General features: G+C 67.1%; 23 protein-coding genes and 4 pseudogenes. 13 read left to right on the forward strand and 14 right to left on the reverse strand.

The window, feature by feature from the left end; translation table 11 throughout:
- Positions 1-123: 123 nt before the first annotated feature.
- Positions 124-1,593, reverse strand: a complete 1,470-nt coding sequence (gene serS, locus V8F63_RS12970) for a serine--tRNA ligase (RefSeq protein ID WP_392353547.1) — start codon at positions 1,591-1,593, stop codon at positions 124-126.
- A gap of 171 nt (positions 1,594-1,764) precedes the next feature.
- On the opposite strand from serS, the gene V8F63_RS12975 reads away from it, so the two are divergent.
- A complete protein-coding gene (locus V8F63_RS12975; protein ID WP_392353548.1) occupies positions 1,765-2,460 on the forward strand; it encodes a pirin family protein in 696 nt (231 codons plus the stop codon).
- Between the two features lie 54 nt (positions 2,461-2,514).
- Here V8F63_RS12975 and gatB read toward each other — a convergent pair whose 3' ends face one another.
- Genes gatB through gatC form a run of 3 tightly spaced genes read right to left on the reverse strand, consistent with a single transcriptional unit; the run spans position 2,515 to position 5,780 of the window.
- Positions 2,515-4,008, reverse strand: coding sequence for an Asp-tRNA(Asn)/Glu-tRNA(Gln) amidotransferase subunit GatB (gene gatB, locus V8F63_RS12980; RefSeq protein ID WP_392353550.1), 1,494 nt, complete (start codon positions 4,006-4,008; stop codon positions 2,515-2,517).
- A gap of 2 nt (positions 4,009-4,010) precedes the next feature.
- Positions 4,011-5,489, reverse strand: coding sequence for an Asp-tRNA(Asn)/Glu-tRNA(Gln) amidotransferase subunit GatA (gene gatA, locus V8F63_RS12985; protein WP_392353551.1), 1,479 nt, complete (start codon positions 5,487-5,489; stop codon positions 4,011-4,013).
- Positions 5,490-5,492: 3 nt separating this feature from the next.
- Positions 5,493-5,780 carry an Asp-tRNA(Asn)/Glu-tRNA(Gln) amidotransferase subunit GatC gene (gatC, locus tag V8F63_RS12990; protein WP_003167060.1) on the reverse strand — a complete coding sequence of 96 codons (288 nt, stop codon included), beginning with the start codon at positions 5,778-5,780 and terminating at the stop codon, positions 5,493-5,495.
- A gap of 171 nt (positions 5,781-5,951) precedes the next feature.
- Between gatC and V8F63_RS12995 the strand changes: the two genes are divergently transcribed.
- The 8 genes and pseudogenes from V8F63_RS12995 to dprA all read left to right on the forward strand — a co-directional run bounded on the left by V8F63_RS12995 (position 5,952) and on the right by dprA (position 11,878).
- Positions 5,952-6,251 (forward strand): DNA-binding protein, encoded by a 300-nt coding sequence (locus V8F63_RS12995; protein ID WP_392353553.1) that lies wholly within the window; start codon positions 5,952-5,954, stop codon positions 6,249-6,251.
- Between the two features lie 195 nt (positions 6,252-6,446).
- Positions 6,447-6,911, forward strand: a complete 465-nt coding sequence (gene ruvX, locus V8F63_RS13000; RefSeq protein ID WP_134580891.1) for a Holliday junction resolvase RuvX — start codon at positions 6,447-6,449, stop codon at positions 6,909-6,911.
- A 1-nt stretch (position 6,912) separates the two neighbouring features.
- A complete protein-coding gene (locus V8F63_RS13005; RefSeq protein WP_392353554.1) occupies positions 6,913-7,212 on the forward strand; it encodes an AEC family transporter in 300 nt (99 codons plus the stop codon).
- On the forward strand, positions 7,197-7,832 hold the full coding sequence (locus V8F63_RS13010) for an AEC family transporter (protein WP_392353556.1): 636 nt from the start codon (positions 7,197-7,199) through the stop codon (positions 7,830-7,832). Before V8F63_RS13005 ends, V8F63_RS13010 begins: the two co-directional genes overlap by 16 nt.
- Positions 7,833-7,855: 23 nt before the next feature.
- The gene (locus V8F63_RS13015) at positions 7,856-8,839 is read left to right on the forward strand and encodes an aspartate carbamoyltransferase catalytic subunit (RefSeq protein ID WP_392353557.1); all 984 of its coding nucleotides are present in this window, start codon (positions 7,856-7,858) and stop codon (positions 8,837-8,839) included.
- Positions 8,836-10,143, forward strand: coding sequence for a dihydroorotase (gene pyrC / locus V8F63_RS13020; protein WP_392353559.1), 1,308 nt, complete (start codon positions 8,836-8,838; stop codon positions 10,141-10,143). The genes V8F63_RS13015 and pyrC overlap by 4 nt, the downstream gene beginning before the upstream one ends.
- A gap of 13 nt (positions 10,144-10,156) precedes the next feature.
- Positions 10,157-10,795: a glycerol-3-phosphate 1-O-acyltransferase PlsY gene (plsY, locus tag V8F63_RS13025; protein ID WP_303682806.1), complete on the forward strand. Its 639-nt coding sequence runs from the start codon at positions 10,157-10,159 to the stop codon at positions 10,793-10,795.
- Positions 10,792-11,878: pseudogene (dprA, locus tag V8F63_RS13030) on the forward strand (DNA-processing protein DprA). The gene plsY and the pseudogene dprA overlap by 4 nt, the downstream one beginning before the upstream one ends.
- Here dprA and V8F63_RS13035 read toward each other — a convergent pair.
- Positions 11,875-12,060, reverse strand: a complete 186-nt coding sequence (locus tag V8F63_RS13035) for a hypothetical protein (protein ID WP_134580910.1) — start codon at positions 12,058-12,060, stop codon at positions 11,875-11,877. The pseudogene dprA and the gene V8F63_RS13035 overlap by 4 nt on opposite strands.
- A gap of 152 nt (positions 12,061-12,212) precedes the next feature.
- Between V8F63_RS13035 and topA the strand changes: the two are divergent.
- A pseudogene (topA, locus tag V8F63_RS13040) lies at positions 12,213-14,848 on the forward strand (type I DNA topoisomerase).
- A 94-nt stretch (positions 14,849-14,942) separates the two neighbouring features.
- On the opposite strand, the gene V8F63_RS13045 reads toward topA, so the two are convergent.
- On the reverse strand, positions 14,943-15,314 hold the full coding sequence (locus tag V8F63_RS13045; protein ID WP_278069026.1) for a hypothetical protein: 372 nt from the start codon (positions 15,312-15,314) through the stop codon (positions 14,943-14,945).
- A 223-nt stretch (positions 15,315-15,537) separates the two neighbouring features.
- On the opposite strand from V8F63_RS13045, the gene V8F63_RS13050 reads away from it, so the two are divergent.
- The 3 genes from V8F63_RS13050 to V8F63_RS13060 all read left to right on the forward strand — a co-directional run bounded on the left by V8F63_RS13050 (position 15,538) and on the right by V8F63_RS13060 (position 19,014).
- On the forward strand, positions 15,538-17,028 hold the full coding sequence (locus V8F63_RS13050) for a DEAD/DEAH box helicase (protein WP_025977131.1): 1,491 nt from the start codon (positions 15,538-15,540) through the stop codon (positions 17,026-17,028).
- A gap of 80 nt (positions 17,029-17,108) precedes the next feature.
- Positions 17,109-18,167, forward strand: a complete 1,059-nt coding sequence (locus V8F63_RS13055; protein ID WP_025977132.1) for a GGDEF domain-containing protein — start codon at positions 17,109-17,111, stop codon at positions 18,165-18,167.
- Between the two features lie 49 nt (positions 18,168-18,216).
- Positions 18,217-19,014 carry a lysophospholipid acyltransferase family protein gene (locus V8F63_RS13060; protein WP_392353563.1) on the forward strand — a complete coding sequence of 266 codons (798 nt, stop codon included), beginning with the start codon at positions 18,217-18,219 and terminating at the stop codon, positions 19,012-19,014.
- Here V8F63_RS13060 and V8F63_RS13065 read toward each other — a convergent pair.
- From V8F63_RS13065 to sufC, 8 genes and pseudogenes are all read right to left on the reverse strand, one after another.
- The gene (locus V8F63_RS13065; protein ID WP_392353565.1) at positions 19,011-19,820 is read right to left on the reverse strand and encodes a MetQ/NlpA family ABC transporter substrate-binding protein; all 810 of its coding nucleotides are present in this window, start codon (positions 19,818-19,820) and stop codon (positions 19,011-19,013) included. The genes V8F63_RS13060 and V8F63_RS13065 overlap by 4 nt on opposite strands.
- Before the next feature lie 20 nt (positions 19,821-19,840).
- Positions 19,841-20,497, reverse strand: coding sequence for a methionine ABC transporter permease (locus V8F63_RS13070; RefSeq protein ID WP_253121063.1), 657 nt, complete (start codon positions 20,495-20,497; stop codon positions 19,841-19,843).
- Positions 20,497-21,425 (reverse strand): annotated as a pseudogene (locus V8F63_RS13075) (ATP-binding cassette domain-containing protein). The gene V8F63_RS13070 and the pseudogene V8F63_RS13075 overlap by 1 nt, the downstream one beginning before the upstream one ends.
- Before the next feature lie 60 nt (positions 21,426-21,485).
- Entirely contained in the window at positions 21,486-21,884 is a 399-nt protein-coding gene (locus V8F63_RS13080) for an iron-sulfur cluster assembly accessory protein (protein ID WP_392353567.1), read from the reverse strand.
- A 10-nt stretch (positions 21,885-21,894) separates the two neighbouring features.
- Positions 21,895-22,296 (reverse strand): SUF system Fe-S cluster assembly protein, encoded by a 402-nt coding sequence (locus V8F63_RS13085; RefSeq protein ID WP_025977138.1) that lies wholly within the window; start codon positions 22,294-22,296, stop codon positions 21,895-21,897.
- Positions 22,297-22,301: 5 nt separating this feature from the next.
- Entirely contained in the window at positions 22,302-23,570 is a 1,269-nt protein-coding gene (locus V8F63_RS13090) for a cysteine desulfurase (RefSeq protein WP_392353569.1), read from the reverse strand.
- Positions 23,549-24,570: pseudogene (gene sufD / locus V8F63_RS13095) on the reverse strand (Fe-S cluster assembly protein SufD). The gene V8F63_RS13090 and the pseudogene sufD overlap by 22 nt, the downstream one beginning before the upstream one ends.
- Positions 24,567-25,316, reverse strand: a complete 750-nt coding sequence (gene sufC, locus V8F63_RS13100) for a Fe-S cluster assembly ATPase SufC (protein ID WP_303706215.1) — start codon at positions 25,314-25,316, stop codon at positions 24,567-24,569. Before sufC ends, sufD begins: the two are co-directional and overlap by 4 nt.
- Between the last annotated feature and the right edge of the window lies 1 nt (position 25,317).

The following is a 25,317-nucleotide window of genomic DNA, read 5'->3' on the forward strand; positions in this document are numbered from 1 at the left end:
GGTGGGCGCCGCAGGCGCTCGGATGAGGGGTAGGTTTCAAGAGGCGGACCGGCGGGAGTGCGGACACAGCCCCCTCAACCGTCGCGCTCCGCACGCCACCTTCTCCCCCGAGGGGAGAAGGGTTCATGCAGCGCCCCCGACCACTTTCAACCCGCCCATATAAGGCTGCAGGGCGGCCGGCACGGCGATGGTTCCGTCCTCCTGCTGATAGTTTTCCATCACCGCGACCAGGGTGCGGCCGACCGCCAGGCCCGAGCCGTTCAGGGTGTGCAGATATTCGGTCTTCTTCTCGCCCGCGCGCTTGAACCGGGCGTCCATGCGCCGGGCCTGGAAGTCGCCGCAGTTCGAGCAAGAGCTGATCTCGCGGTAGGTGTTCTGAGAAGGCAGCCAGACCTCGAGGTCATAGGTCTTCTGCGCCGAGAAGCCCATGTCGCCCTTGCACAGCAGCACCTTGCGATAGGGCAGCTCCAGCGCCTGCAGCACCGCCTCGGCGCAACCGGTCATACGCTCGTGCTCGGCCTCGGAATCCTCTGGGCGGCAGATGGAGACCATCTCGACCTTAGAGAACTGGTGCTGGCGGATCAGGCCACGCGTATCGCGCCCCGCCGAGCCGGCTTCGGCGCGGAAGCAGGGCGTCAGGGCGGTCAGGCGCATGGGCTGGGCGACCTCGTCCTCGGACAGGATTTGCTCGCGCACAAGGTTGGTCAGGGAAACTTCGGCGGTGGGGATGAGCCAGAAACGACCGGACTGGGCATCGAAAATTTGAGCAAGTTCCGCATCCGGGATTTCAAGGATGCTTTCTGCTGCTTCCTGTCGCTGGATCAGTTCCTCGCCGTGCTCCGCACTGCCGTTCCAGATGCGCATGAAGGCATGGCGCTGGATAGTTGATACGTAATCAGAAGCGGTCTGCTGACCGTTGAAACTTAGAAACTGGTCGTCACGAAACTTCGGCAACTGCCCCGTGCCAAACATCGCCTCGTCGCGCACCAGATAAGGCGGGTTCACTTCCTGATACCCGTGCTTGTCGGTCTGCGTATCCAGCATGAACTGGCCGATGGCGCGCTCCAGACGCGCCAGTTGGCCTTTCAGCACGGCGAAGCGCGAGCCGGACATCTTGGCGGCGGCTTCAAAGTCCAGCAGGCCCAGGGCCTCGCCCAGATCGGCGTGATCCTTGGCTGGGCCGGTCGTGCGGGGTTCGCCCCACTTCAGGACCTCGACGTTGTCGTTCTCGTCTTCGCCGTCCGGCACGTCGGCGGCGGCCAGATTCTTCAGTCCGGCCAGCAGGTCGCGCAGTTCGGCGCCCTTGGCGGCTTCGGTCTCGCCCGCCGCAGCGATTTCGCCCTTGAGGGCCTCGACCTCAGCCTTCAGGCGGTCGGCCTCGGCCATGTCCTTCTTGCCCATGGCGGCGCCGATGGCCTTGGAGGCGGCGTTGCGTTTGGCCAGGGCGTCCTGACCGCGCGTCTGGGCGGCGCGCAGTTCCACGTCCAGCGCCAGAATGCGCGCAACGACATCGGCGGCGTCATCCACGCCGCGCGACGACCAGCCCGCAACGAAGGCTTCGGGATTGTCGCGAATGGCTCGGATATCGTGCATGGCGTCGCTCTTTCGGCGCTCAAGGGAGGGAGAGCCGAAGGCTGTAGCGCCCCGCGCGGAGTCGGGCAAATGCTGAGGCCGGTTTCAGCGACCCCTTTTCGTAACAGTTCTAGTTGCCTATATGGTTTTCCAACGGCGCGGCGCAGGCTGCGCACAATCGGAGAGCGCACAATGATCGACGTCAGACCCTTCAACACCCTCGGCGGCGCCAACCACGGCTGGCTGAACGCCAAACACCACTTCTCGTTCGCCAACTACTATGATCCGAAGCGCATGGGCTGGGGCCGTCTGCGCGTCTGGAACGACGATGAGATCGCCGCGCAGTCGGGCTTTCCGCCCCACCCGCACGCCGACATGGAAATCATCACCTATGTCCGCACCGGAGCGATCACCCACCAGGACTCGATGGGCAACACCGGCCGCACCGGTGCGGGCGACGTTCAGGTGATGAGCGCCGGGACCGGCGTGCGTCACGCCGAATACAATATGGAGAACGAGCTCACGACGCTGTTCCAGATCTGGATCGAGACGGATCGGCCGGGCGCCCAGCCGTCGTGGGGGCAACGCGAGTTCCCCAAAAGCGACCGTTCGGGCCGTTTCACCGTCGTCGCCTCGGGCGATCCGGCGGACGAAGCGCTGACGATTAACGCAGACGCCAAGGTGCTGGCTGCCACGCTAAAGGCGGGCGAAAGCCTGTCTTATGATCTGGCTAGCGGCCGCCGCGCCTATCTGGTGCCCGCCGTGGGCCAGGTGGAGGTCAACGGCACGACTCTGAACGCGCGCGACGGCGCGGGCATCATGGACGAGCCGACGATCACCATCACGGCCAAGGCCGACGCCGAACTGGTGATGGTCGACAGCCTGTAAACCGGTCGAGGACGCTGATCCTGGGAGCGACGGCCCCCAGGATCAGCCGCCAAATCAGAGACCCAGCTTGGCCTTCAGGATGTCGTTGACGGCGGCCGGGTTGGCCTTGCCGCCGGTGGCCTTCATGACCTGACCGACGAACCAGCCGATGGCCTGAGGCTTCTCGGCGACGGCGGCGGCCTTGTCGGGGTTGGCGGCGATGATCTCGTCCACCGCCTTCTCGATGGCGCCGGTGTCCGTGACCTGCTTCAGGCCGTGCTTCTCGACGACCTCGGCGGGCGAGCCTTCGCCGTTCCAGACGTGGTCGAACACTTCCTTGGCGATCTTGGACGAGATGACGTTGGTCTCGATCAGTTCGACCAGTTGGGCCACGTGGGCGGCGGGCAGCGGGTTGTCGCTGAAGTCCTTGCCGTCCGCAGCCAGACGGGCCGAGACCTCGTTCGTCACCCAGTTGGAGACCAGCTTGGCGTCGCGGCCTTTCGCGGCGGCCTCGAAATAGTCGGCCTTGGCCTGTTCCGAGATCAGCACGCCCGCGTCGTATTGCGACAGGCCGTATTCGCTCATGAAGCGGCGGCGCTTGTCGTCGGGGAGTTCCGGCAGGCTGGCCTTGATCTCGTCGATCCAGGCCTGTTCCAGCACCAGCGGCAGCAGGTCGGGGTCGGGGAAGTAGCGATAGTCCTGCGCCTCTTCCTTGGAGCGCATGGAGCGGGTTTCGCCCTTCACCGCGTCGAACAGACGGGTTTCCTGCGTGATCGAACCGCCGTCCTCGAGGATCTCGATCTGGCGGCGCGCCTCATACTGGATCGCCTGAGAAATGAAGCGGAAGCTGTTGACGTTCTTGATCTCGCAGCGCGTCCCCAGGAAGCTGAAGTCGCCCGTTTCCTTGAACTTGTCGTAGTTGCCGGCGCGGCAGACCGACACGTTCACGTCGGCGCGCAGATTGCCCTTCTCCATGTCGCCGTCGCAGGTGCCGAGGTAGATCAGGATGGTCCGGATCTTCTTGACGTAGGCGACCGCCTCTTCCGGCGAGCGAATGTCGGGGCGCGAGACGATCTCCATCAGCGCCGTGCCCGCCCGGTTCAGGTCGACGTAGGATTCCGTCGGCGACAGGTCGTGGATCAGCTTGCCCGCGTCCTGTTCCAGGTGCAGGCGCTCGATGCCGACGTTGAAGAAGCTGCCGTCCTCGGCCTCCACCTCGACCACGCCCTCGCCGACGATGGGGTGATACAGCTGGCTGATCTGATAGCCGGTCGGCAGGTCGGGATAGAAGTAGTTCTTGCGGTCGAACTGGCTCTTCAGATTGATCTGGGCGCGCAGGCCCAGGCCCGACTTCACCGCCTGCTCGACGCAGTATTTGTTCAGGGTCGGAAGCATGCCGGGGAAGCCCGCGTCGATCAGCGACACCTGCTCGTTCGGCCCGGCGCCGAAGCCGACCGCCGCGCCCGAGAACAGCTTGGCGTTCGAGGCCACCTGGGCGTGGATCTCCAGACCCATGACGATTTCCCAAGCGCCCGTGCGGCCCTGGATCAGTTTGGAGTTCTCAGTCATGCTCACCACCAACGGTCCGGCTTGGCGACGAAGCCCGCCGCGTCTTCGAGGGCGCCCGCGACCTGGAAGACGGTCGCTTCATCCAGGGCTTTGCCGATGACTTGCAGGCCCAGCGGCAGGCCCTCGCTGTTCAGTCCGGCAGGCACCGAAATGCCCGGCAGACCGGCCAGATTGGTCGTCACCGTGAAGACGTCGTTCAGATACATGGTCAGAGGGTCGATCTGCTTGTCGCCGATAGCGAAGGCGGCCGACGGAGTGGACGGCGTCAGGATCGCGTCCACCTTGCCCCAGACGTTGTCGAAGTCCTCGGCGATGCGGCGACGCACCTTCAGCGCCTTGACGTAATAGGCGTCGTAGAAGCCCGCCGACAGCACATAAGCGCCGATGGTCAGGCGGCGCTGGACCTCCTTGCCGAAGCCCTCGGCGCGCGAGGCGGCGTAGAGGTCGTCCAGCGACGAGAAGTCCTCGGCGCGATGGCCGAAGCGCATCCCGTCATAGCGGGCCAGGTTCGACGACGCCTCGGCCGGGGCCACGATGTAATAGGTCGGCAGGGCGTATTTGGTGTGCGGCAGGCTGATCTGGACGATCTCGCAGCCGGCGGCCTTCAGCCACTCGACGCCCTGTTGCCACAGCGCCTTGATCTCCTCGGACATGCCGTCGATCAGATATTCCGCCGGGACGCCGATGCGCAGGCCCTTGACCGACTGGCCGACGCACTGGGTCCAGTCGGGGGTCGGGACGTCGAGGCTGGTCGAGTCCTTGGCGTCAAACGAGCACATGGACTTCAGCAGCAGGGCCGCGTCCTTCACCGTCTTGGTGATCGGCCCGGCCTGATCCAGCGACGAGGCGAAGGCCACCATGCCGAAGCGGCTGGCGCGGCCGTAGGTCGGCTTGATGCCGACCGTGCCGGTGAAGGCGGCGGGCTGGCGGATCGAACCGCCGGTGTCCGAGGCCGTCGCGGCCAGACACAGGTCGGAAGCCACGGCCGAGGCAGAGCCGCCCGACGAACCGCCCGGCGTCAGTTCGGCGTCCGAACCCTTGGCCTTCCACGGGTTCTTCACCGGACCGAAGGCCGAGGTTTCGTTGGCCGAGCCCATGGCGAACTCGTCCATGTTCAGCTTGCCCAGCATGACCGCGCCGTCGCGCCACAGATTGGCGGTGACGGTGGATTCATACGGCGGCACGAAGCCGCGCAGCATGTTGGAGGCGGCGGTCGTCTGCACGCCTTCGGTGCAAAACAGGTCCTTGATGCCCAGCGGCGCGCCTTCCAGCGCCCCGCCCTCGCCCTTGGCCAGACGGGCGTCGGAGGCCCGCGCCTGTTCGATGGCCTTGTCCGCCGTCACCTCGATATAGGCGTTCAGCGTCGGGTTGGAGGCCTCGATATTGGTCAGGAAGGCCTGGGTCAGCTCTTGCGACGAGAAGGTCTTGGCCTTCAGGCCGTCGACGGCGTCGGCCAGGGTCAGTTTGGTCAGATCGGTCATGACTTACTCCACGACCTTGGGCACGACGAAGAAGCCGTCGGCGGATTTGGGCGCGTTGGACAGGACGTCGGCGACCTTGTCGCCGTCCGTCACCACGTCGTCGCGCAGACGCAAGGGTTGAGACACGTTGGAGGTCATCGGCTCGACGCCCTGCACGTCCACCTCGTCCAGCTGTTCGATCCACTGCAGGATGCCGTTCAGCTCCTGGGCCAGCGGCTCCAGGCGGTCCTCGGGGGTCTTGATGCGGGCGAGATGCGCAACCTTGCGCACCGTCGCGGCGTCGATGGCCATGCGGCCCTCCAAAGCATGAGAGTCTGAGGGGGCGGGATTAGCGTTTCAACGCCGGTTCGACAAGGATCGGGCGCCGCACTTCGTCCAGCTTGACCATGGCGACCAAAGACCCCCTATCCTGACAGACCGCCCGCGCGAAGATGAAGGCTCGCCTTACAAGGAGACCCGACCATGAAGATCACCGGCCCCCAAGTCCGCGCCGCCCGCGCCCTGGTGCAATGGCCGCGCGACCATGTGGCCCGCCTGTCCGGCCTGACGGCCGATGTTCTGGCCGACTTCGAGCGCGAGAACGTCGACCCCGGCGAGGAGGCGCGCAGCCGCCTGCAGGCCGCGCTGGAGGAAGGCGGCGCCGTGTTCCTGGGCGACGACGAAGGCGGCCTGGGCGTGCGGCTGAAGTTCACGCGCAAGGAAGTCCGCTCGATCCGGCGCATGGAGAATGAAGGCGGGCCGGTCGGGGATGACGACGTGTGAGTCACTCCACCTCACCGCTCATCCCGGCGGACGCCGGGATCCAGTGCTTTGGCTTCAAGCAGAAACCTTGACCATTGCATGATGGTTGCGAACCGGCGTGCGCGCGGCTCTTACTGGGTCCCGGCGTCCGCCGGGATGAGCGGGGTTATAGGGATCCGCTTTGACACGCGCCCTCACAGAGCCTAACGCGCCCTCGTGCCTGTCTTTGACCTTTCCGAACTGTCCGCCGCCTGCCCGCCCAACACCCCGTGGCTGGGTCTGGATCTGGGCGAGAACACCATCGGCGTCGCCGCCTCCGACGCCGGGCGCATCATCGCCAGCCCGCTGGAGCTGATCCGCAAGACCAAGTTCAGCCAGGACGCCGAACAGCTGTTCAAGATCATGGACGGCCGCAAGGTCTCGGCGCTGGTCATCGGCCTGCCGCTGAACATGGACGGGACCGAGGGGCCGCGCGCCCAGTCGTGCCGCGCCTTCGCCCGCAATCTGGAACGGTTCCGGCCGGTCAACGTGGCCTTTCAAGACGAGCGGCTGTCGACCACGGCGGTCGAGCGCTTCCTGATCGACGAGCTGGACCTGACCCGCAAGCGCCGCGCCGATGTGGTGGACCGCACCGCCGCCGCCTGGATCCTGCAAGGCGCGCTGGACCGGCTGCGCCCCTGAAATGGCGGCCATCTTCGCGGGCGTCCTGCCGGTCTTCCTGCTGCTGGCGCTCGGCTATGGCCTGAAGAAGTCGGACTACCTGCCCGACGCCGCCTGGCGGCCGATCGAGAAGCTGGCCATCAATGTCCTCTATCCCGGCTTCCTGATCCCGGCGATCTGGAACGCAGACCTTTCGGGATCGGCCGCGGGCGCGGCGGGCGCCGCCGTGACGGTGTCCATCATCGTCTCGACCCTGACCCTGCTGTCCAAGCCGCTGCTGCCCTCAGCGGCCCGGCCTACACCAGCGTGTTTCAGGGCATGATCCGCTGGAACAGCTTCGTCTTCCTGCCGGTCGTGCAGGCGACCTTCGGGCCCGAGGGCGTCGGCCTGGCCGCCGTGGTCATCGCCGCCATGATCCCGGTCAGCAACATCCTGAGCGTCATCGTCCTGGCCAAATGGGGCGCGGACCAGCGCGGCGCCTCGCCCAAGGCACTCTTCCGGGCGATGATGTCCAACCCCATCCTGCTGGCCTGTCTGCTGGGGCTGGCGCTGAACTTCTCGGGCGCGCCCAAACCGCCCGGCGTGGCCGAGACGCTGCAACTGCTGGGATCAGCCGCCCTGCCACTGGGGCTGATCGTGGCGGGCGCAGGGCTGAGCTTCCGCGAGTTGGCGCGCACCCGCGTCACCGTCGGCGCCGTGGTCGTGGTCAAGATGATCGTGACGCCGCTGGCCATGTGGCAGCTGGCGCGCCTGTATGGCGGCGATGAGATGGCCCAGGGAATCGCCCTGCTGTGCGGGGCCGCGCCGGGCGCCGCCTCAGCCTATGTGCTGGCGCGTCAGATGGGCGGAGACGCGCCGCTGATGGCCGGGATCATCGCGGCGACCACGGTATTCTCGGTCATCGGCATCCCTACGGCCCTGCTGCTATTCCATCTGGCCTGAGTCCCGCCTATTACGGCGTCTCAATGACCCACGCAGCGCCTGTCACCGATCTCATCAAGGAACGGCTGACGCCGTTTCCTCGCGACCACTTCCTCGCCGCCGGAGATCTTCATCCGCCGGCCGCCTTGGCCTTGCTGGACCTGGCCGACGCCTTCGTCGACTTTAACAGGCAGTCAGCCAAGGGCGTGGACCTGATGCGCGGCCAGACGGTCGTGAACCTGTTCTTCGAGAACTCGACGCGGACCAGTTCCTCTTTCGAGATCGCGGCCAAGCGTCTGGGCGCCGATGTCGTGACCATGCCGGTCGCCTCGTCCTCGGTGAAGAAGGGCGAGACGCTGATCGACACCGCCGTCACGCTGAACGCCATGAAGCCGGAGATTCTGGTCGTGCGCCATGCGTCTTCCGGCGCGGTGGACCTGCTGTCGCAGAAGGTGGGCTGCGCCGTGGTCAACGCCGGCGACGGCCGCCACGAGCACCCGACGCAGGCCCTGCTGGACCTGCTGTCCATCCGCCGCGCCTTCGGCGACGTGGGCGGGCTGAGCATCGCCATCTGCGGCGACATCGCCCACAGCCGCGTGGCGCGCTCGAACGTCGCCCTGCTGCAGATGATGGGCGCGCGGGTGCGGCTGATCGGACCGCCGACGCTGGTGCCCGGCGACGCCGACCGCTGGGGCTGCGAGGTCTTCCACGACATGAGGGAGGGTCTGGCCGGTTGCAACGTGGTCATGATGCTGCGCCTTCAACTGGAGCGGATGGCGGGCGCCCTGATCCCCTCGACGCGCGAGTATTTCCGCTTCTGGGGTCTGGACCGCGAAAAGCTGGCCTGGGCCGCGCCGAACGCCAAGGTCATGCACCCCGGCCCGATGAACCGGGGCGTAGAGATCGATTCCGACGTGGCGGACGACCTGAGCGTCTCCCTGATCCAGGATCAGGTCGAGATGGGCGTCGCCGCCCGCATGGCCGTTCTGGCCGCCCTCGCCCACCGCCGCGCGGGAGGCGCCGCATGACCGCCGCTCAACCTATCGCCCCCAAGGCTCTGGCCATTGTCAACGCCCGCCTGCTGGACCCGGCCAGCGACTATGACGGTCCCGGCGCGGTCCTGATCGCTGACGGCCGCATCGTCGAGGTCATCCACGGACAGGCGACCCAGCGCCCCGAGGGCGTGCAGATCATCGACGCCGAGGGCCGCTGCCTGGCGCCCGGCCTGATCGACATCCGGGTCAAGACCGGCGAGCCTGGCAACGAGCCCAAGGAGACGCTGAAGTCGGCCAGCCTGTCGGCGGCGGCGGGCGGCGTCACCACCATCGTCGTCCAGCCCGACACCGATCCGGCGATCGACGACCCGGCCATGATCGACCACATCCAGCGGCGCGGCGCGGCGCTGGATCTGGTCCACGTCCGCGCGGCGGGCGCGGCGACGCAAAGCCGTGACGGCGAGCGCATGGCCGAGATCGGCCTGATGCATGAGGCGGGCGCCCTTTATTTCACCGACGGCGACCGGGTGATCCGCAACACCCGCACCCTGCAACGGGTCATGAGCTACGCCGCCTCGTTCAACGCCCTGATCGCCTGCCGTCCGACCGAGCCGTGGCTGTCGGAAGGCGCGGTGGCGACCTCCGGCGAGCTGGCGACCCGGCTGGGCCTGTCCGGCGCGCCCGCCATCGCCGAGCGCATCCAGCTGGAGCGCGACCTGGCCCTGGTCGAGCAGACCGGCGCGCGCTTCCTGATCGACCAGATCTCGACCGAGGGCGCGCTGGAGACGCTGGCCCGCGCCCGTGCGCGCGGGCTGGAGGTCGCGGCCTCGGCCTCGATCAATCACCTGTGCTTCAACGAAATCGACATCGGCGACTATCGCACCTTCTACCGGCTGGACCCGCCCCTGCGCGCCGAGAGCGACCGGCAGGCCCTGGTCGAGGCGGTGCGCGACGGCCTGATCGACGTCATCACCTCGGCCCACTGTCCCGAACCGGCCGAAAACAAGCGCCGCCCGTTCGCCGAGGCCGAGCCGGGCGCGGTGGGTCTGGAGACCCTGCTGCCCGCCGCCCTGACGCTGCACCACGAATACGGCGTCGACCTGCTGGACGTGCTGCGGCCGTTGACGCAGGGGCCCGCAGCCCTGCTGGGGCTGGAAGCTGGTGAGCTGTCGCAAGGGGCCCGCCGATCTGGTGCTGTTCGACGCGGGGCGCCGGTGGTGATCGACGCCGCGACGCTTCGCTCCAAATCGAAGAATTCGCCCTTTGACGGGCGGCGACTGCAAGGGAAGGTCTTGCTCACCGTCGTTTCGGGCCGCATCGTCCACGACGCACGTTAAGGGGAGCGATCACTTGCAGGATCTGGCGGGGCCGGCGCTCCTTACGCTCGGGCTTGTGGCTATTGGCGGATACCTGCTGGGCTCCATTCCCTTCGGCGTCATCCTGACCCGCGCGGCGGGTGCGGGCGACGTGCGCAACATCGGTTCGGGCAACATCGGCGCGACCAACGTCCTGCGCACCGGGCGCAAGGATCTGGCTATCGCCACCCTGATCCTGGATGCGGGCAAGGGCGCGGTCGCCCTGCTGATCGCGCGGCATCTGCTGGGAACGGACGTCGCCGGCGCCATCGCCGGGGGCGCGGCCTTTCTGGGCCACCTTTTCCCGGTCTGGCTGGGGTTCAAGGGCGGCAAGGGGGTGGCGACCTTCTTCGGCCTGATCCTGGCCGCGTGCTGGCCGCTGGGCCTGCTGGCGGCGGCGACCTGGCTGATCATGGCGTTCGCCCTGCGCTACTCCTCGCTGTCGGCCCTGGCGGCGGCGGCGCTCACGCCGCTCTACGCCCTGCTGCCCCTGCCGGCGCTGGGCCTGCCTGCGCCTGCGCCCATCCTGGTCCTGGCGGTCTTCACCGCCGTGCTGATCTTCATCCGCCACCATGAGAACATCGGCCGCCTGCTCAAAGGCGCCGAGCCCAAGATCGGGGCGAAGAAGGCGTGACGCCCCTGTCGGAGGCAGAGCGTTTCGCCCGCCTCCGGCTCGCCCGGACCGACCGCGTCGGCCCCGTGGCCTTTTCCCAGTTGCTCCAGCGGTACGGTTCGGCCGAGCGCGCTCTGGACGCCCTGCCCGACCTGATCCGCAATCGGGGACGCTCTGGCTACGCCATACCTGCGCCCGACGCCGTCGAGGCCGAGCTTGAGGCGGGCGCCCGTATCGGCGCGCAACTGATCCTGTGGGGCGAGGCCGCCTATCCCGAAGCCCTCGCCGCCGTCGATCCGCCGCCGCCTCTGCTGTGGACCCTTGGCGACCCGGCGCTGATGCGGCGGCCCTGCATGGCCATCGTCGGCGCGCGCATCGCCTCGGCCGGCGGCCAGCGGATCGCGCGCGGACTGGCGCAACAACTGGGTGAAAGCGGTCACGTCGTCGTCTCGGGCCTCGCGCGCGGGGTCGATGCGGCGGCGCACCTTGGCTCTGGACACCGGCACGATCGCCGTTCTGGGCGGCGGCGTGGACGACGTCTATCCGTCCGACAACGCCGACCTGTATCGCCAGATCGCCGAGCGCGGGTGCATCGTCTCGGAAAGCCCTGTCGGCGCGCGGGCGCAGGCGCGCGACTTCCCGCGCCGCAACCGCATCATCTCGGGCCTGTCGCGTGGCGTGGTCGTGGTCGAGGCGGAAATCCGCTCAGGCTCGCTGATCACCGCCCGGCTGGCGGGCGAACAGGGCCGCGACGTCTTCGCCGTGCCCGGCTCGCCGCTGGACCCCCGCTCCAGAGGGCCGAACGAACTGCTGCGCCAGGGCGCTATCTTGTGTGAAGGGATGGAGGACATCGAGCGGGCATTCGCCTCTCTGCGAACCCTGCGAGAGTCGCCCGCTGATTCGCCGTTCGACGCCGGCCGACCTGACCAGATCGAAGACGACGTGCTGGAACGGGTAGAAGCCCTGCTGTCCCCCTCGCCGGTCAGCCGCGACGAACTGGCCCGAGCGGCGAGATTGTCAATCGCGGAAACAGCCGCCGCCCTGCTGGAGCTTGATCTCGCAGGGCGGGCGACCTTGCTGCCCGGCGGCATGGCCTCGGTCTAGGCAGGGGCGGTGCGGCGGGCCAGATCCGCCGCGTTTTCAAGAATGCCGGCCAACCGTTCGTCCCCGTCCCAGCGGGCCATGCCGGCCAGTTCCATAGCCATGGCGGCTACATATTCACGAACCGGATAGTCCGTCAGATCCGGGCTTGGCGCCTGGCGGCGTCGCTGTGCTGTTTGGCTCATCGTCAACCCTCCCGAGAACGCCTCAGAGGAACACAACTTACAATGGTTTGCAAACTCGCGTTACCCGGAAAGGTTGCCCAACTAAAATGCGCCGATTGACTTCCGAGCGCGCCGCAACCACGTTCGCGCCCCCTTTTCCCCGATAGAGCGCCATGAATCTCGTCATCGTCGAGAGCCCCGCCAAGGCCAAGACCATCAATAAATACCTGGGCTCGGACTATAAGGTTCTGGCTTCCTACGGCCACGTCCGCGACCTGCCGTCCAAGGACGGATCGGTCCTGCCCGACGATGATTTCGCCATGCACTGGGAGGTCGACGCCAAGGCCTCCAAGCGCCTGTCCGAGATCGCCGAGGCCGCCAAGGCCGCCGACCGTGTCATCCTGGCCACCGACCCCGACCGCGAGGAGAGGCGATCAGCTGGCACGTTCTGGAGATCCTGAACAAGAAGAAGGCGCTGAAGGACAAGGACGTCCAGCGCGTCACCTTCAACGCCATCACCAAGTCCGCCGTGCTGGAGGCCATGGCCAACCCGCGCCAGTTGGATATGGAGCTGGTGGACGCCTATCTGGCGCGCCGGGCGCTGGACTATCTGGTGGGCTTCAACCTGTCGCCGGTGCTGTGGCGCAAGCTGCCGGGCGCCCGTTCGGCCGGTCGGGTGCAGTCGGTCGCCCTGCGCATCGTCGTCGACCGCGAGATGGAGATCGAGCGGTTCAAGGCTCAGGAATACTGGTCGGTCGAAGCCGACCTGATCGCCGACAGCCCGCCCTTCACCGCCCGCCTGGTCAAGCATGACGGCAAGCGCGTCCAGCGCCTGGACATCGTGTCCGAGGCCATGGCCATGGCCGCGCGCGAGGCCGTCCATAGCGGCGACTTCACCATCAAGTCGGTCGAGAAGAAGCCGGCCAAGCGGTCCCCCGCCCCGCCCTTCACCACCTCGACCCTGCAGCAGGAAGCCGCGCGCAAGCTGGGCTTCACCGCCCAGCGGACCATGCAGGCGGCGCAGAAGCTGTACGAGGGCGTCGACGACACCGGCGGCCTGATCACCTACATGCGTACCGACGGCGTCTATGTGACGCCTGAAGGCATTGCTCAGGCGCGCGAGGCCATCGGCCAGCGTTTCGGCCCGGCCTACGTCCCGGCCGAGCCGCGCTACTACAAGACCAAGGCCAAGAACGCCCAGGAAGCGCACGAAGCCATCCGTCCCACCAACATCCTGCGCAGCCCCGACACCCTGCGGCTCGATAGCGACCTGCAGCGGCTCTATGAGCTGATCTGGAAGCGGATGATCGCCTCGCAGATGGAATCGGCGCGCCTGGACCGCACCACGGTCGAGATCGAGACCCCCGACGGTCAGACCGGCCTGCGCGCCACCGGCCAGGTCGTGGCCTTCGACGGCTTCATCGCCGCCTATGAGGAAGGCCGGGACGAGAAGCAGAAAGGCGCCGAGGAAGACGAGGACGAAGGCGGCCGCCTGCCCGCGCTGAAGGAAGGCGCCAAGGCCAAGGTCGAGGCGATCCGCACCGACCAGCATTTCACCGAGCCGCCGCCGCGCTTCTCGGAAGCCACCCTGGTCAAGAAGCTGGAAGAGTTGGGCATCGGCCGTCCGTCCACCTACGCCTCCATCCTGACGACCCTGCGCGACCGCGAATACGTCCGCATGGACAAGAACCGCTTCTTCCCAGAGGACAAGGGGCGGCTGGTCACGGCCTTCCTGGAGCAGTTCTTCGCCAAATGGGTCGAATACGACTTCACCGCCGCGCTGGAGACCCAGCTGGACGAGGTGTCGGCGGGCGATCTGGACTGGAAGACCCTGCTGCGCCGCTTCTGGCAAGACTTCCACGCCGCGACCCAGGCTGCGGGCGAGTTGCGCACCACGGCTATCCTGGATCACCTGAACGACGCCCTGGGCCCGCACATCTTCCCCGACAAGGGCGACGGGGCGGACCCGCGCGAATGCCCGGTTTGTCATGAAGGCCAGCTGAGCCTGAAGACCAGCCGTTTCGGCGCTTTCATCGGCTGCTCGCGCTATCCGGAGTGCAAATACACCCGCCCGGTGGCCTCGCCCGACGCGGCCGAGGGCGGCGCGGAGAGCGGCGACCGCGAACTGGGCGTCGATCCGGCGACCGGCCAGCCGGTGCATCTGAAGATCGGTCGGTTCGGCCCCTATGTCGAAACCACGCCGCCGGACGCGGAAAAGCCCAAACGCTCGTCCCTGCCCAAGGGCTGGACCCCGGCGTCGATGGATCTTGAGAAGGCGCTGCGCCTGCTCAGCCTGCCGCGCGACGTGGGCCCGCACCCCGAAGACGGCAAGATGATCACCGCCAGCCTGGGCCGCTACGGCCCGTTCGTGGCGCACGCGGGCACCTACGCCAATGTCGCCGACATCGAAGAGGTGTTCGACGTCGGCCTGAACCGCGCCGTGGCCCTGCTGGCTGAAAAGCGTGCGGGTCGTGCGGGTCGCGCCTCGGCCGCCGCGCCGCTGAAGGAACTGGGCGCCCACCCGGAAACGGGCGAGGCCGTGCAGGTCATGGCCGGACGCTACGGCCCCTACGTCAAGTCAGGCAAGATCAACGCCACCCTGCCCAAGGGCACGGCGCCCGAAGACATGACGATGGAGGCCGCCCTGCCCCTGCTGGCCGCCAAGGCCGGCGCCGCGCCGAAAAAGAAGGCGCCCGCCAAGAAGGCGGCTGCGAAGAAGCCTGCGGCCAAGAAGGAGCCCGCAGCCAAGAAGCCGGCCGCGAAGAAGGCTCCGGCCAAGAAGGCGGCTAAGGCCGCAGACGCGGAATAGATCAAGCCCCCGTTCTCACGGAACGGGGGCATTTCCTGCTTCTGTTCCCATTACCGCTCATCCCGGCAGACGCCGGGACGAGCGGGTATTTAATCTACCGCCCCGCGACCAGCTGATTGCGAACGCGGCGCCCCAAAGGATCGCGCCCCGACCAGGTCTCGCCCACTGAGACTTCGATATAGGGCGTGCAGAAGCGCGAAATGATCATGCGGGGACGGATCTCATTCAGACAGATCTTGTCGTCCTCTTGCGCCCAGCGCGCCGTCAGACGACGCCCGTCTGAAAATAGGGCCCGATAGGCTCCGTCACGATCAAACCAGTGCTTGACCCAGTTGCCGTTGGGATAGTGGGAAACGATAGTATTTCCAAAGGTCGCCTGCATGGCTTCGACGCCCCGTCCGCGATCCGACGCCTGGGCGCCAAGCGGCGCGGCAAGCATCACCGCGATCAATACGGCTGTGCGCATACGATCTGCCTCTCCCTGTCTCCACGGCGGAACATACAGCCCGCAACGTCCTTGCCAAGCTGAGCCGTGCAAACAGAAATACTTGACTGACGAGTAGGGCTTTCCATATACCGCCTCAGGCTCGGAACAGGACTGGCGATGCGCGCCGCCCGCTCGCCCACGAGGGGCGGTTCCGTCAGCTAACGGCGTTTGCGAACGTTATCCTCCGTCCCTTCAGGACTATATGACTGAGTTTTCCAAACTGGGCCTCTCGCCCACGACCCTGCAGGCGGTCGCCGACACCGGCTACACGATCGCCACTCCGATCCAGGAACAGGCCATCCCGGTGGCCCTGGCCGGACGCGATGTCCTCGGCATCGCCCAGACCGGCACCGGCAAGACGGCGGCCTTCACCCTGCCTATGGTCGACCGCCTCGCCTCGGGGCGCGCCCGCGCCCGGATGCCGCGCGCCCTGGTGCTGGCCCCGACCCGCGAACTGGCCGACCAAGTGGCCGAGAGCTTCGCCAAATACGCCAAGGGCACCAAGCTGAACTGGGTGCTGCTGATCGGCGGCGTGTCCATGGGCGACCAGGTCGCCGCCCTGAACAAGGGCGTGGACGTGCTGATCGCCACGCCGGGCCGCCTGCTGGACCTGTTCGATCGCGGCAAGATGCTGCTGACCGGCGTCGAGCTGATGGTGGTCGATGAGGCCGACCGCATGCTGGACATGGGCTTCATCCCCGACATCGAGCGCATCTTCAAACTGACGCCGCCGCGTCGCCAGACCCTGTTCTTCTCGGCGACCATGCCGCCGGAGATCACGCGCCTGACGCAGCAGTTCCTCAAGGATCCCACCCGGATCGAGGCGTCGCGCCCGGCGACGACCGCCGACACCATCACCCAGCACATCACCCGCCTGCCGACCTCGGACCCCAAGGCCAAGCGCACGGCGCTGCGCGCTTTGGTGCAGCGCGGCGACGTCCAGAACGGCATCGTCTTCTGCAACCGCAAGTCGGAAGTCGACATTGTCGCCAAGTCTCTGCAGGTCCACGGTTTCGACGCCGCGCCGATCCATGGCGACCTGGACCAATCGCTGCGCACGAAGACCCTGGCCGACTTCCGCAGCGGCGCGTTGAAGCTGCTGGTCGCCTCCGACGTCGCCGCGCGCGGCCTCGACATCCCGGCGGTCAGCCACGTCTTCAACTATGACGTTCCGCACCACGCCGACGACTACGTCCACCGCATCGGCCGCACCGGCCGCGCCGGACGCCTGGGCGAGGCCTTCATGATCGTGACGCCGTCCGACGACAAGTCGTTGGACAAGGTGCTGAAGCTGATCAAGAAGGAGCCGGTTGAACTGCCGCTGGACGGTATCGACTTCGCCTCCATCCAGGACCGCCCCCGCGACGACAGCCGCTCAAGCCGCGGCCGTGGACGGGGCGAACGCAGCGAACGCAGCGAACGCGGCAGCCGCTCGCGTCGATCGGTCGAAGAAGCCCCCGTCGAGGCCGAAACGCTGATTGAAACAGCGCCGACGCCTGCGCCCGAAGCCGAAGCGGCGCCTCAACGCGCGCGCAGCCGCAAGAAGACCGAGGCCAAGGCGACGCCAGCGCCCCAGAAGACGCCCCAAAAGGCTAAACAGGCGGAAGACCGTCAGCCCGCGTCCTTCACTGGAAATCCTTTCGGCGATGATGTCCCGGCCTTCCTGCGTCGTCCGGTCGTTCTGGCCGGATAAGGCGGGTCTGCGAACTTAACCCTGCGTTACGGAAGACCGGTATAGCTTGCCGGATGACGCAGCGCAGGGGCAGTTCAGGCATGACCACGCAGGTGGAAACCACGGTTCGCAGTCCGGAAGCCTATGCTCTGGCGCATCGCGCCGTGGACGCCATGCAGGCGGCCTCAGTCTGGCCGACGCCGCTGAATTTTGAGCTGTGGCTTCACTATCTGGGCGATCCCGAGGGAACCCTGGGGCAGGAGATTTCGCGGCTGCTCGCCACGGGCGCGCCCTTCACCGATTCGACGGCGGAAATGCTCGCCGCCGAATTCCTGCCGCGCGGGCGCCTGTCCGAAGAAATCCGCGACGCCGGCGCCGTGCTGAATCGCGAGCTCGCCGCAGTGGCCGGCGCCATCGACAAGGCCCGCGAAAGCCAGGCCACCTATGGCAACACCCTGGCCGAGGCCGCCGATCGCATGGCCAATTCAGGGACCCCGGACGATCTTACCGATCTGGTCGCGTGTCTGGCGGATGCGACGCGCCGGATTCGACGTCATACCGCCGCGCTGGAACGCCGTTTGGAATCCTCGAATCGCGAAGTCACCAAGCTGCGCGATCATATGGAGCAGGTGCGCCGCGACGCGATGACGGACGCCCTGACCAATCTGGCCAACCGCAAGGCGTTCGATGAACACCTGTTGCGCCTATGCGATCAGGCGGAAAACGGCGGCGGCTCGCTCGGCCTTGCGATCATCGATATCGACCATTTCAAGCGGTTCAACGACACCTGGGGGCACCAGACGGGCGATCAGGTGTTGCGCTATGTCGGCAGCGTCTTGGGACGCGTGTCGCGCGCGCCGCGTATCGCCGCCCGCTATGGCGGCGAGGAATTCGCAGTCATCTTCCCAGGTGAAACGGCGGGCGCAATAGAGGCCGCGTTGAACGCGATCCGCGAGGAAATAGCCTCCCGCGCCCTGCGGCGCCGCTCGACCAACGACGACCTGGGCGCCGTGACCATATCCGTCGGCTTTGGCGTGCGTCGCGCGGGCGAAAGCGCCGGGCAGCTGCTGGCGCGGGCGGACGAAGCGCTCTACGCGTCCAAGCGCAGCGGGCGCAACAAGGTGACCGCCGCCGCCGAGGCCGTATCCGACGCCGCCTGAGGCTTCACTTTAAGCTCGCCTATGAGACGCTTGCTGGCATAGTCGCCCGATGCGAAGCCTGCTGTTCAACATCGCCTATTGGGCGCTTTCCATCACCTACGGCCTGGCCGCCGCCTTTGCGGCACTGGCGCCGGGCCGCAAGGCCACGAGCTGGATCATCCGCCGCTATGTCCGGCGCATGGTGCAGGCCATGAGCCTGTTCGCAGGCATCCGCATCGAGACGCGCGGCAAGGAACGCCTCCCGCAAGGCGCCTTCATCATCGCCTCGAAGCATCAGAGCTGGGGCGACGGCTTCGCCACCTATGACCAGTTCGACGACGTGGCTTTCGTCACCGGCGACCATCTGGAGAAGTTCCCCCTGCTGGGAACGGTGCTCAAGAAGCTGGGCGCCATCGTCGTCAACAACTGCGGCGGCCACGCCGCCCGCGCCGCCCTCAGGGAACGCGCCGCCGACGCCAATCGCGAGGGGCGCAAGATCCTGATCTATCCCGAAGGCCACCTGGCCCGGGTCGGCGAGAAGTTCCGCTATCGCTCGGGCGTCTGGCACATGTATCGCGACTTCGACATGCCGGTCGTGCCGCTGGCGACCAATCTGGGCCTGTTCTGGCCGCTGGAGGAGTTCCACAAAAACCCCGGCACGGCGACGCTCGAATTCCTCGAACCAATCCCGACGGGCCTGCCGAAGGCCGAGTTCCTGGACCGGCTGGAAGCCGCTGTGGAAGGCAAGACGGCCGAACTGATCGCCGAGGCGACCGGGCAGCCGGTCACGCCGGCCGTCCTCGTCGAATCCAGGGAAGAATCCGCCCAGGCCGCCGCAGCGGCCAAGGCGGTCAGCGCTGCAGCCTAGGCCGCCGGGATCACCGCGCCTTCGTATTTCGAGGCGATGAAGTCCTTGATCGCCTGACCACGCAGGGCCTTCGCGAGAGCCTGAACGCGCGGGTCGTTCTGATTGTCGGGGCGGGCGACCAGATAGTTCACATAGGGGCTGTCGGCGCCTTCAAGCTGAAGGGCGTCGGTCTTGGGCTTGAGCCCGGCGTCGAGGGCGTAGTTGGTGTTGATCACCGCGCCGTCGACCTGAGGCAGGATGCGCGGGATGGTGGCGGCCTCGACTTCCTGGAACTTCAGCCCTTTCGGATTGGTGGCGATGTCGCGCACCGTCTGCAGCGGGTTCTGCGGGTCTTTCAGCGTGATCAGGCCCGCCGCCTGCAGCAGCAGCAGGGCGCGGCCGGTGTTGGAGGCGTCGTTGGGCAGAACCACCTGGGCGCCGTTCGGCAGATCGGCCAGCGCGTTATGCTTGCGCGAATAGAGGCCCAGCGGCTCGACGTGAATGCCGGCGACCGTGATCAGGTTCGTGCCGCGCGCGGTGTTGAACTCGTCCAGGTAGGGCTTGGTCTGGAAGTAGTTCACATCCAATCGCTTTTCAGCGAGTTGCACGTTGGGCTGAACGTAGTCGTTGAAGACCTTGATCTCGATCGGCACGCCTTCGGCGGCAAGGATGGGCTTCACCTGCTCCAGGATTTCTGCGTGCGGCACGGCGGTGGCGCCGACCAGCAGGGGCGCGCCCTCAGCCCCCGCCTTCTTGTCCGCACCCTGACCGCAGGCGGCGAGCGTCAGAACAGCAACGGCGGACAGCAGCAGCGAACGGCGGATCATGAAGCGGGCTTTCGATAAAATCAGCGGTGCGAGACCTTAGCGACCAGACGGTCGCCGATCATCTGCAGAATTTGTACGAGGATCAGCAGCAGAACTACGGTCACGACCATCACGTCGGTCTGGAAGCGCTGATACCCGAAGCGGATGGCCAGGTCGCCCAGGCCGCCCGCCCCCACTACGCCCGCCATGGCCGTATAGCTGACCAGGGCAATGGCGGTGACGGTCGCGCCGGCGATGATGCCCGGCATGGCCTCGGGCAGCAGGGCGCGCGTGACGATCTGGAAGGTCGAACCGCCCATGGCCTGGGTCGCCTCGACGACGCCCTTGTCCACCTCGCGCAGCGCCGTCTCGACCAGACGCGCATAGAACGGCGCGGCCCCGACGACCAAAGGCGGAATGGCCCCGGCCACGCCCAGCGACGTGCCGACCAGCAGCACCGTCAGCGGCAGCATGACGATCAGCAGGATGATGAAGGGCACCGAACGCAGCACATTGACCACGAAGGACAGGACGGCGTTCAGCACAGGATTGGCGGCCAGCCGCCCCTTGCCCGACAGGTACAGCAGCACGCCCAGCGGCACGCCGAGCATCACGGTCAGCACCAGCGACCCGCCCAGCATCAGCAGGGTGTCGACCGTCGCCTTGCCGATATCGGCCCAGTCCACATTGGCGAACATCAGACCGCCTCCACCACGACGCCGCGCGCGGCCAGTTGCGCCAGAGCCGCCTCGGCGTCGCCGCCAGTAAAGGCGACCATCATCTGACCGTAGGGCTCGCCGCGGATGCGGCTGATGCGGCCCGACAGGATCGAATAGTCGACGCCCGCCGTGCGCGCGACGCGGCTCAGTTCCGGCTCATAGGTCGAGGGGCCGCGGAAGGTCAGGCGTGCCATGCGCGCCCCGGCGGGCGCGACCGAGGCGTCGATCGCCTCCTCGCCCTCGGCCAGCATGGCGCGAGTCACGGCGTGCTGCGGATGCAGGAAGACGTCCGCCGTCGCGCCCTGCTCCACGATCCGTCCGTCCTTCAGCACCGCCACGCGGTCGCAGACGCGGCGCACCACCTCCATCTGGTGGGTGATCAGGACGATGGTCAGGCCCAGATCGCGGTTCAGCCCGTCCAGCAGGGTCAAAATGTCTTCGGTCGTTTCGGGGTCCAAGGCGCTGGTCGCCTCGTCGCACAACAGGACGCTGGGCCCGCAGGCCAGGGCGCGGGCGATGCCGACGCGCTGCTTCTGGCCGCCAGACAGCTGGGCCGGGTGCTTCTTGGCGTGATCGGCGAGGCCGAGTTGCGCCAGCAGTTCGGCCGTGCGCGCCTTCACCTCGGCCTCGGGCCGTCCTTCCAGCCTCAGGGGAAGGCGACATTGTCCTCGATGGTCTTGGCGTTCAGCAGGTTGAAATGCTGGAAGATCATGCCGATGCGGCGCCGCGCGGCGCGCAGTTCGGCGGGGGTCAGGGCGGTGATCTCCTGCCCATCGACGAAGACCTTGCCCGCGTCGGGCGTCTCCAGCCGGTTGATGGCGCGGATCAGGGTCGACTTGCCGGCCCCCGAACGGCCCACCACGCCGAACACCTCGCCGCGCGCGACGTGCAGGTCGACGGCGTCCAGCGCCGTGCGGTCGCCCGCCGCGCTGCGATAGCGCCGGGTCACCCCTCCAGTCGGATCATGTCAGTCGGCGTCCAGAGCAGCGGCGGGGATGATGGTGACGCTCTCGCCGCAGCCGCAGGCGTCCGTCTCGTTCGGATTGCGGAAGATGAATTTCGAGGCGAGCTTCGTCACCTCGTAATCGATCTCGGTGCCGATCAGGAACAAGACCGCCTTGAGCTCGATCAGGATGGTGACGCCCTTGTCCTCGACCACCTCGTCCAGCGGCTGGATCTCTTCGGCATAGGCGAAGGTGTATTCCTGCCCCGCGCAGCCGCTGTTCTTCACGCCGACGCGAAGGCCGACATAGTCTTTCTCAGCGTTGTCCATGATCTCGCGCACGCGCGCGGCGGCGGCGTCCGTCAGGGTCACCGCCTTGGGCCGGGGGCGTCGGGGTCGGGTCGTGGTCTGAAGCTCGGTCATCAGGGCCTCCTCAGAACATGTTCAGGGCCAGCTTGGCCTCGTCGCTCATCTTGGAGGCGTCCCACGGCGGGTCGAACACCAGATTGGCCTTGGCGCTGCGCACGCCATCGACCTTTTTCACCGCATCCTCGACCCAGCCGGGCATTTCGCCGGCGACCGGGCAGCCCGGCGCCGTCAGCGTCATCTCGACCAGGACGTCGCGGTCGTCGGACACGTCGACCTTGTAGATCAGGCCCAGCTCATAGATGTCGACCGGGATTTCCGGGTCGTACACCGTCTTCAGCGCCTCGATCAGGTCGTCCGTCAGCTTGTCCAGCTCAGCCTGGGACAGGGCGCTCTTCTGCGGCTCGTCCCAGCTGGCGGCGAAGGCGTCGCTGTCGCTGATCGCGTTGTCGGTCTTGGCGTCGTCCATACTCGTCACACGAAGAAGTTGCGCGCCTTGATCAGCGCGTCCACGAAGGCGTCTGTATCCTCCATGGTGTTATATAGGGCGAAGGAGGCGCGCGTGCTTGCGCTCACGCCCAGTCTTTTCGCCAGCGGCTCGGCGCAGTGCAGCCCGGCGCGCACGGCGACGCCGTAGCGGTCCATGATCTGCGCCACGTCATGGGCGTGGGCGCCCTCGACGGCGAAGGTCAGCAAAGCGCCCTTCCCTTCGGCCTGGCCCAGAATCCGCAGCCAGTCATGCTCGGCCAGACGCTCGACGGCGTGGCGATATAGAGCCTGTTCGTGCGCCTGGATAGCGGCCGGATCATACTGCGACAACCATTCGATCGCCGCGCCCAGACCAATGGCCTCAAGGATCGGCGGCGTCCCGGCTTCAAAGCGATGCGGCGGTTTGGCGTAGGTGACGCGATCCTTCTCGACCGTCTCGATCATCTCGCCGCCGCCCTGATACGGCGGCAGGGCCTCCAGCGCCTCGGCCGTGCCGTACAGGACGCCGATGCCGGTCGGGCCGAACAGCTTGTGGCCGGTCAGGACATAGTAGTCGCAGCCGATAGCCTGAACGTCCGGCGTCGCATGGACCGCGCCCTGACAGCCGTCGATAAGCACCCGCGCCCCGGCCGCGTGGGCCAGGCGGGTGATCTCGGCGACCGGATTGATGGTGCCCAGCACGTTCGACATGTGGGTGACGGCGACCAGCTTGGTCCTCGGCCCCAGCAGGGCGGCGAAGGCTTCCATGTCCAGCGAACCGTCGTCCTTGATCGGCGCCCATTTCAGCACAGCCCCGCGCCGCTCGCGCAGGATGTGCCAGGGCACGATGTTGGAGTGGTGCTCCATTTCGGTGACGATGATCTCGTCGCCCGGCTGGATCGACAGACCGACGCCGTTGGCGACCAGATTGATCGCCTCGGTGCCGCCCTTGGTCCAGACGATGGTCTCGGACGACGGGGCGTTCAGGAAGCGGGCGACGATCTCGCGCGCCTGTTCATAGGCCTCGGTCGCCTCGTTCGACAGGGTGTGCAGGCCCCGGTGGACGTTGGCGTAGGAGCCTTCCATGGACGCGACCAGGGCGTCGATCACCGCGCGCGGCTTCTGAGCCGAGGCGGCGCTGTCCAGATAGACCAGCGGCTTGCCGTTGACCTGACGCGACAGGATCGGGAACTGCGCGCGGGCGGCATAGGGGTCGAACCCCGTCTCGCCAACCTTGTTCACAGGTGCGTTGATCACAGGCGAGCCGTCAGCCATTCCCGCACCACCTCTCTGGCGCCTTCATGCTCGATGCGGTCAACGACCTCGATCAGGAAGGCATGGGTCAACAGTGCGCGCGCCTCATCGGCCGAGATGCCGCGCTGCTGCATGTAGAACAGGGCGCTTTCATCCAGCGTCCCGACGGTGGCGCCGTGGGCGCACTGCACCTCGTCGGCGTAGATGATCAGCTCGGGTTTGACATCGATCTCGCCGCGCTCGGACGTGATCAGACCGTGGTGGCCCATGCGGGCGTCGGTGTCGTCGGCGCCCTTCTGGACCAGGATCTTGCCCTGGAAGACGCCGCGCGCCTCGTCACGGACGACGCCCTTGATCAGCTGGCTGGTCGTGCCGTTGGCCGCGACGTGGTCAATGACGGAGGTCAGGTCGGCGTGGCGCGAGCCCCGAGCAGATAGATTCCGTCGACGCGGGCATCGGCGCCTTCCGCGCCGTGACGCAGGCGGGTCTCGTGACGTTGCAGCTTGGCGCCGGTGGCGACGATGGTCTGGCGATAGCGGCCGCCGGCTTCCAGCTTGACCTCAGCCTCGGCCACCGAAATGGCGTCGTCCGGTTCGTCGCTCAGGACGATCCGAGTGACCTCGGCGTCCGCGGCGACGTCGATCTCGACCTTGTTGTGGGCGACATAGGCCGAGCCCTTGCCCTCATTCGTCTCCAGCAGCAGCAGTCGGGCGCCGGGTCGGGCGACAATGCGCGCTGCCGCCGTATGGCCTGTGCCCGTCGCGTCCGAGATGAAGCGCAGGCGCACGGTCTGGTCGCCCGAGGCGATGTAGTCCCTCACCCCGACCGGGCGGCCGTTGGCGAAGACGATGGCGTCGCCGCCCAGATCGTAGAACGGCCCCGGCGCATCGACGACGGCCGTGCCGGACGGTTGAGGCGCTTCGCGAAGAAAGCGCTTCAGGTCACTGTATTTCCACTCCTCGACCCGCCGCGAAGGGAATGTCGCGGCGTCGTTCAGGTCCAGCCGGGCGAGCGCCTTCATGCCGCCTCCGGCAGGAACTTGTCGTAACCTTCCGCCTCCAGCTGATGCGCCAGCTCCGGCCCGCCCGAGGCCACGATCCGGCCGCCGGCCAGGACGTGCACGCAGTCCGGTTTGATGTAGTCCAGCAGGCGCTGGTAGTGGGTGATCACCAGCATCGACCGTTCCGGACTGCGCATGGCGTTCACGCCGTCGGCGACGATGCGCAGGGCGTCGATGTCGAGGCCCGAGTCCGTCTCGTCCAGGATCAGCATCGACGGCTCCAGCAGGGCCATCTGCAGGATCTCCATGCGCTTCTTCTCACCGCCGGAGAAGCCGACGTTCAACGGCCGCTTCAGCATGTCGAAGTCCATCTTCAGCGACTGGGACGCCGCCTTGACCAGCTTCAGGAAGGCCGGGGCTGAAACTTCTTCCTCGCCGCGCGCGCGCTTCTGGGCGTTCAGCGCCGTGCGGATGAAGGTCATCGCCGGCACGCCGGGGATTTCGATCGGATACTGGAACGACAGGAACAGGCCCGCCGCCGCGCGCTCGGCCGGATCAAGGTCCAGCAGGTCCCGGCCGTTCCACGAGGCCGAACCGCCCGTCACCTCATAGCCGGGGCGGCCGGAGAGGCTGTAGCCCAGCGTCGACTTGCCCGCCCCGTTCGGCCCCATAATCGCATGAACTTCGCCCGCAGGCACATCGAGCGTCAGACCCTTGAGGATCGGCTTATCGGCGACAGAGACGTGGAGATTATTGATCTTAAGCATT

Origin of the sequence: Brevundimonas sp. LF-1, from assembly GCF_037055305.1 — a bacterium.
Lineage (GTDB): Bacteria > Pseudomonadota > Alphaproteobacteria > Caulobacterales > Caulobacteraceae > Brevundimonas > Brevundimonas sanguinis.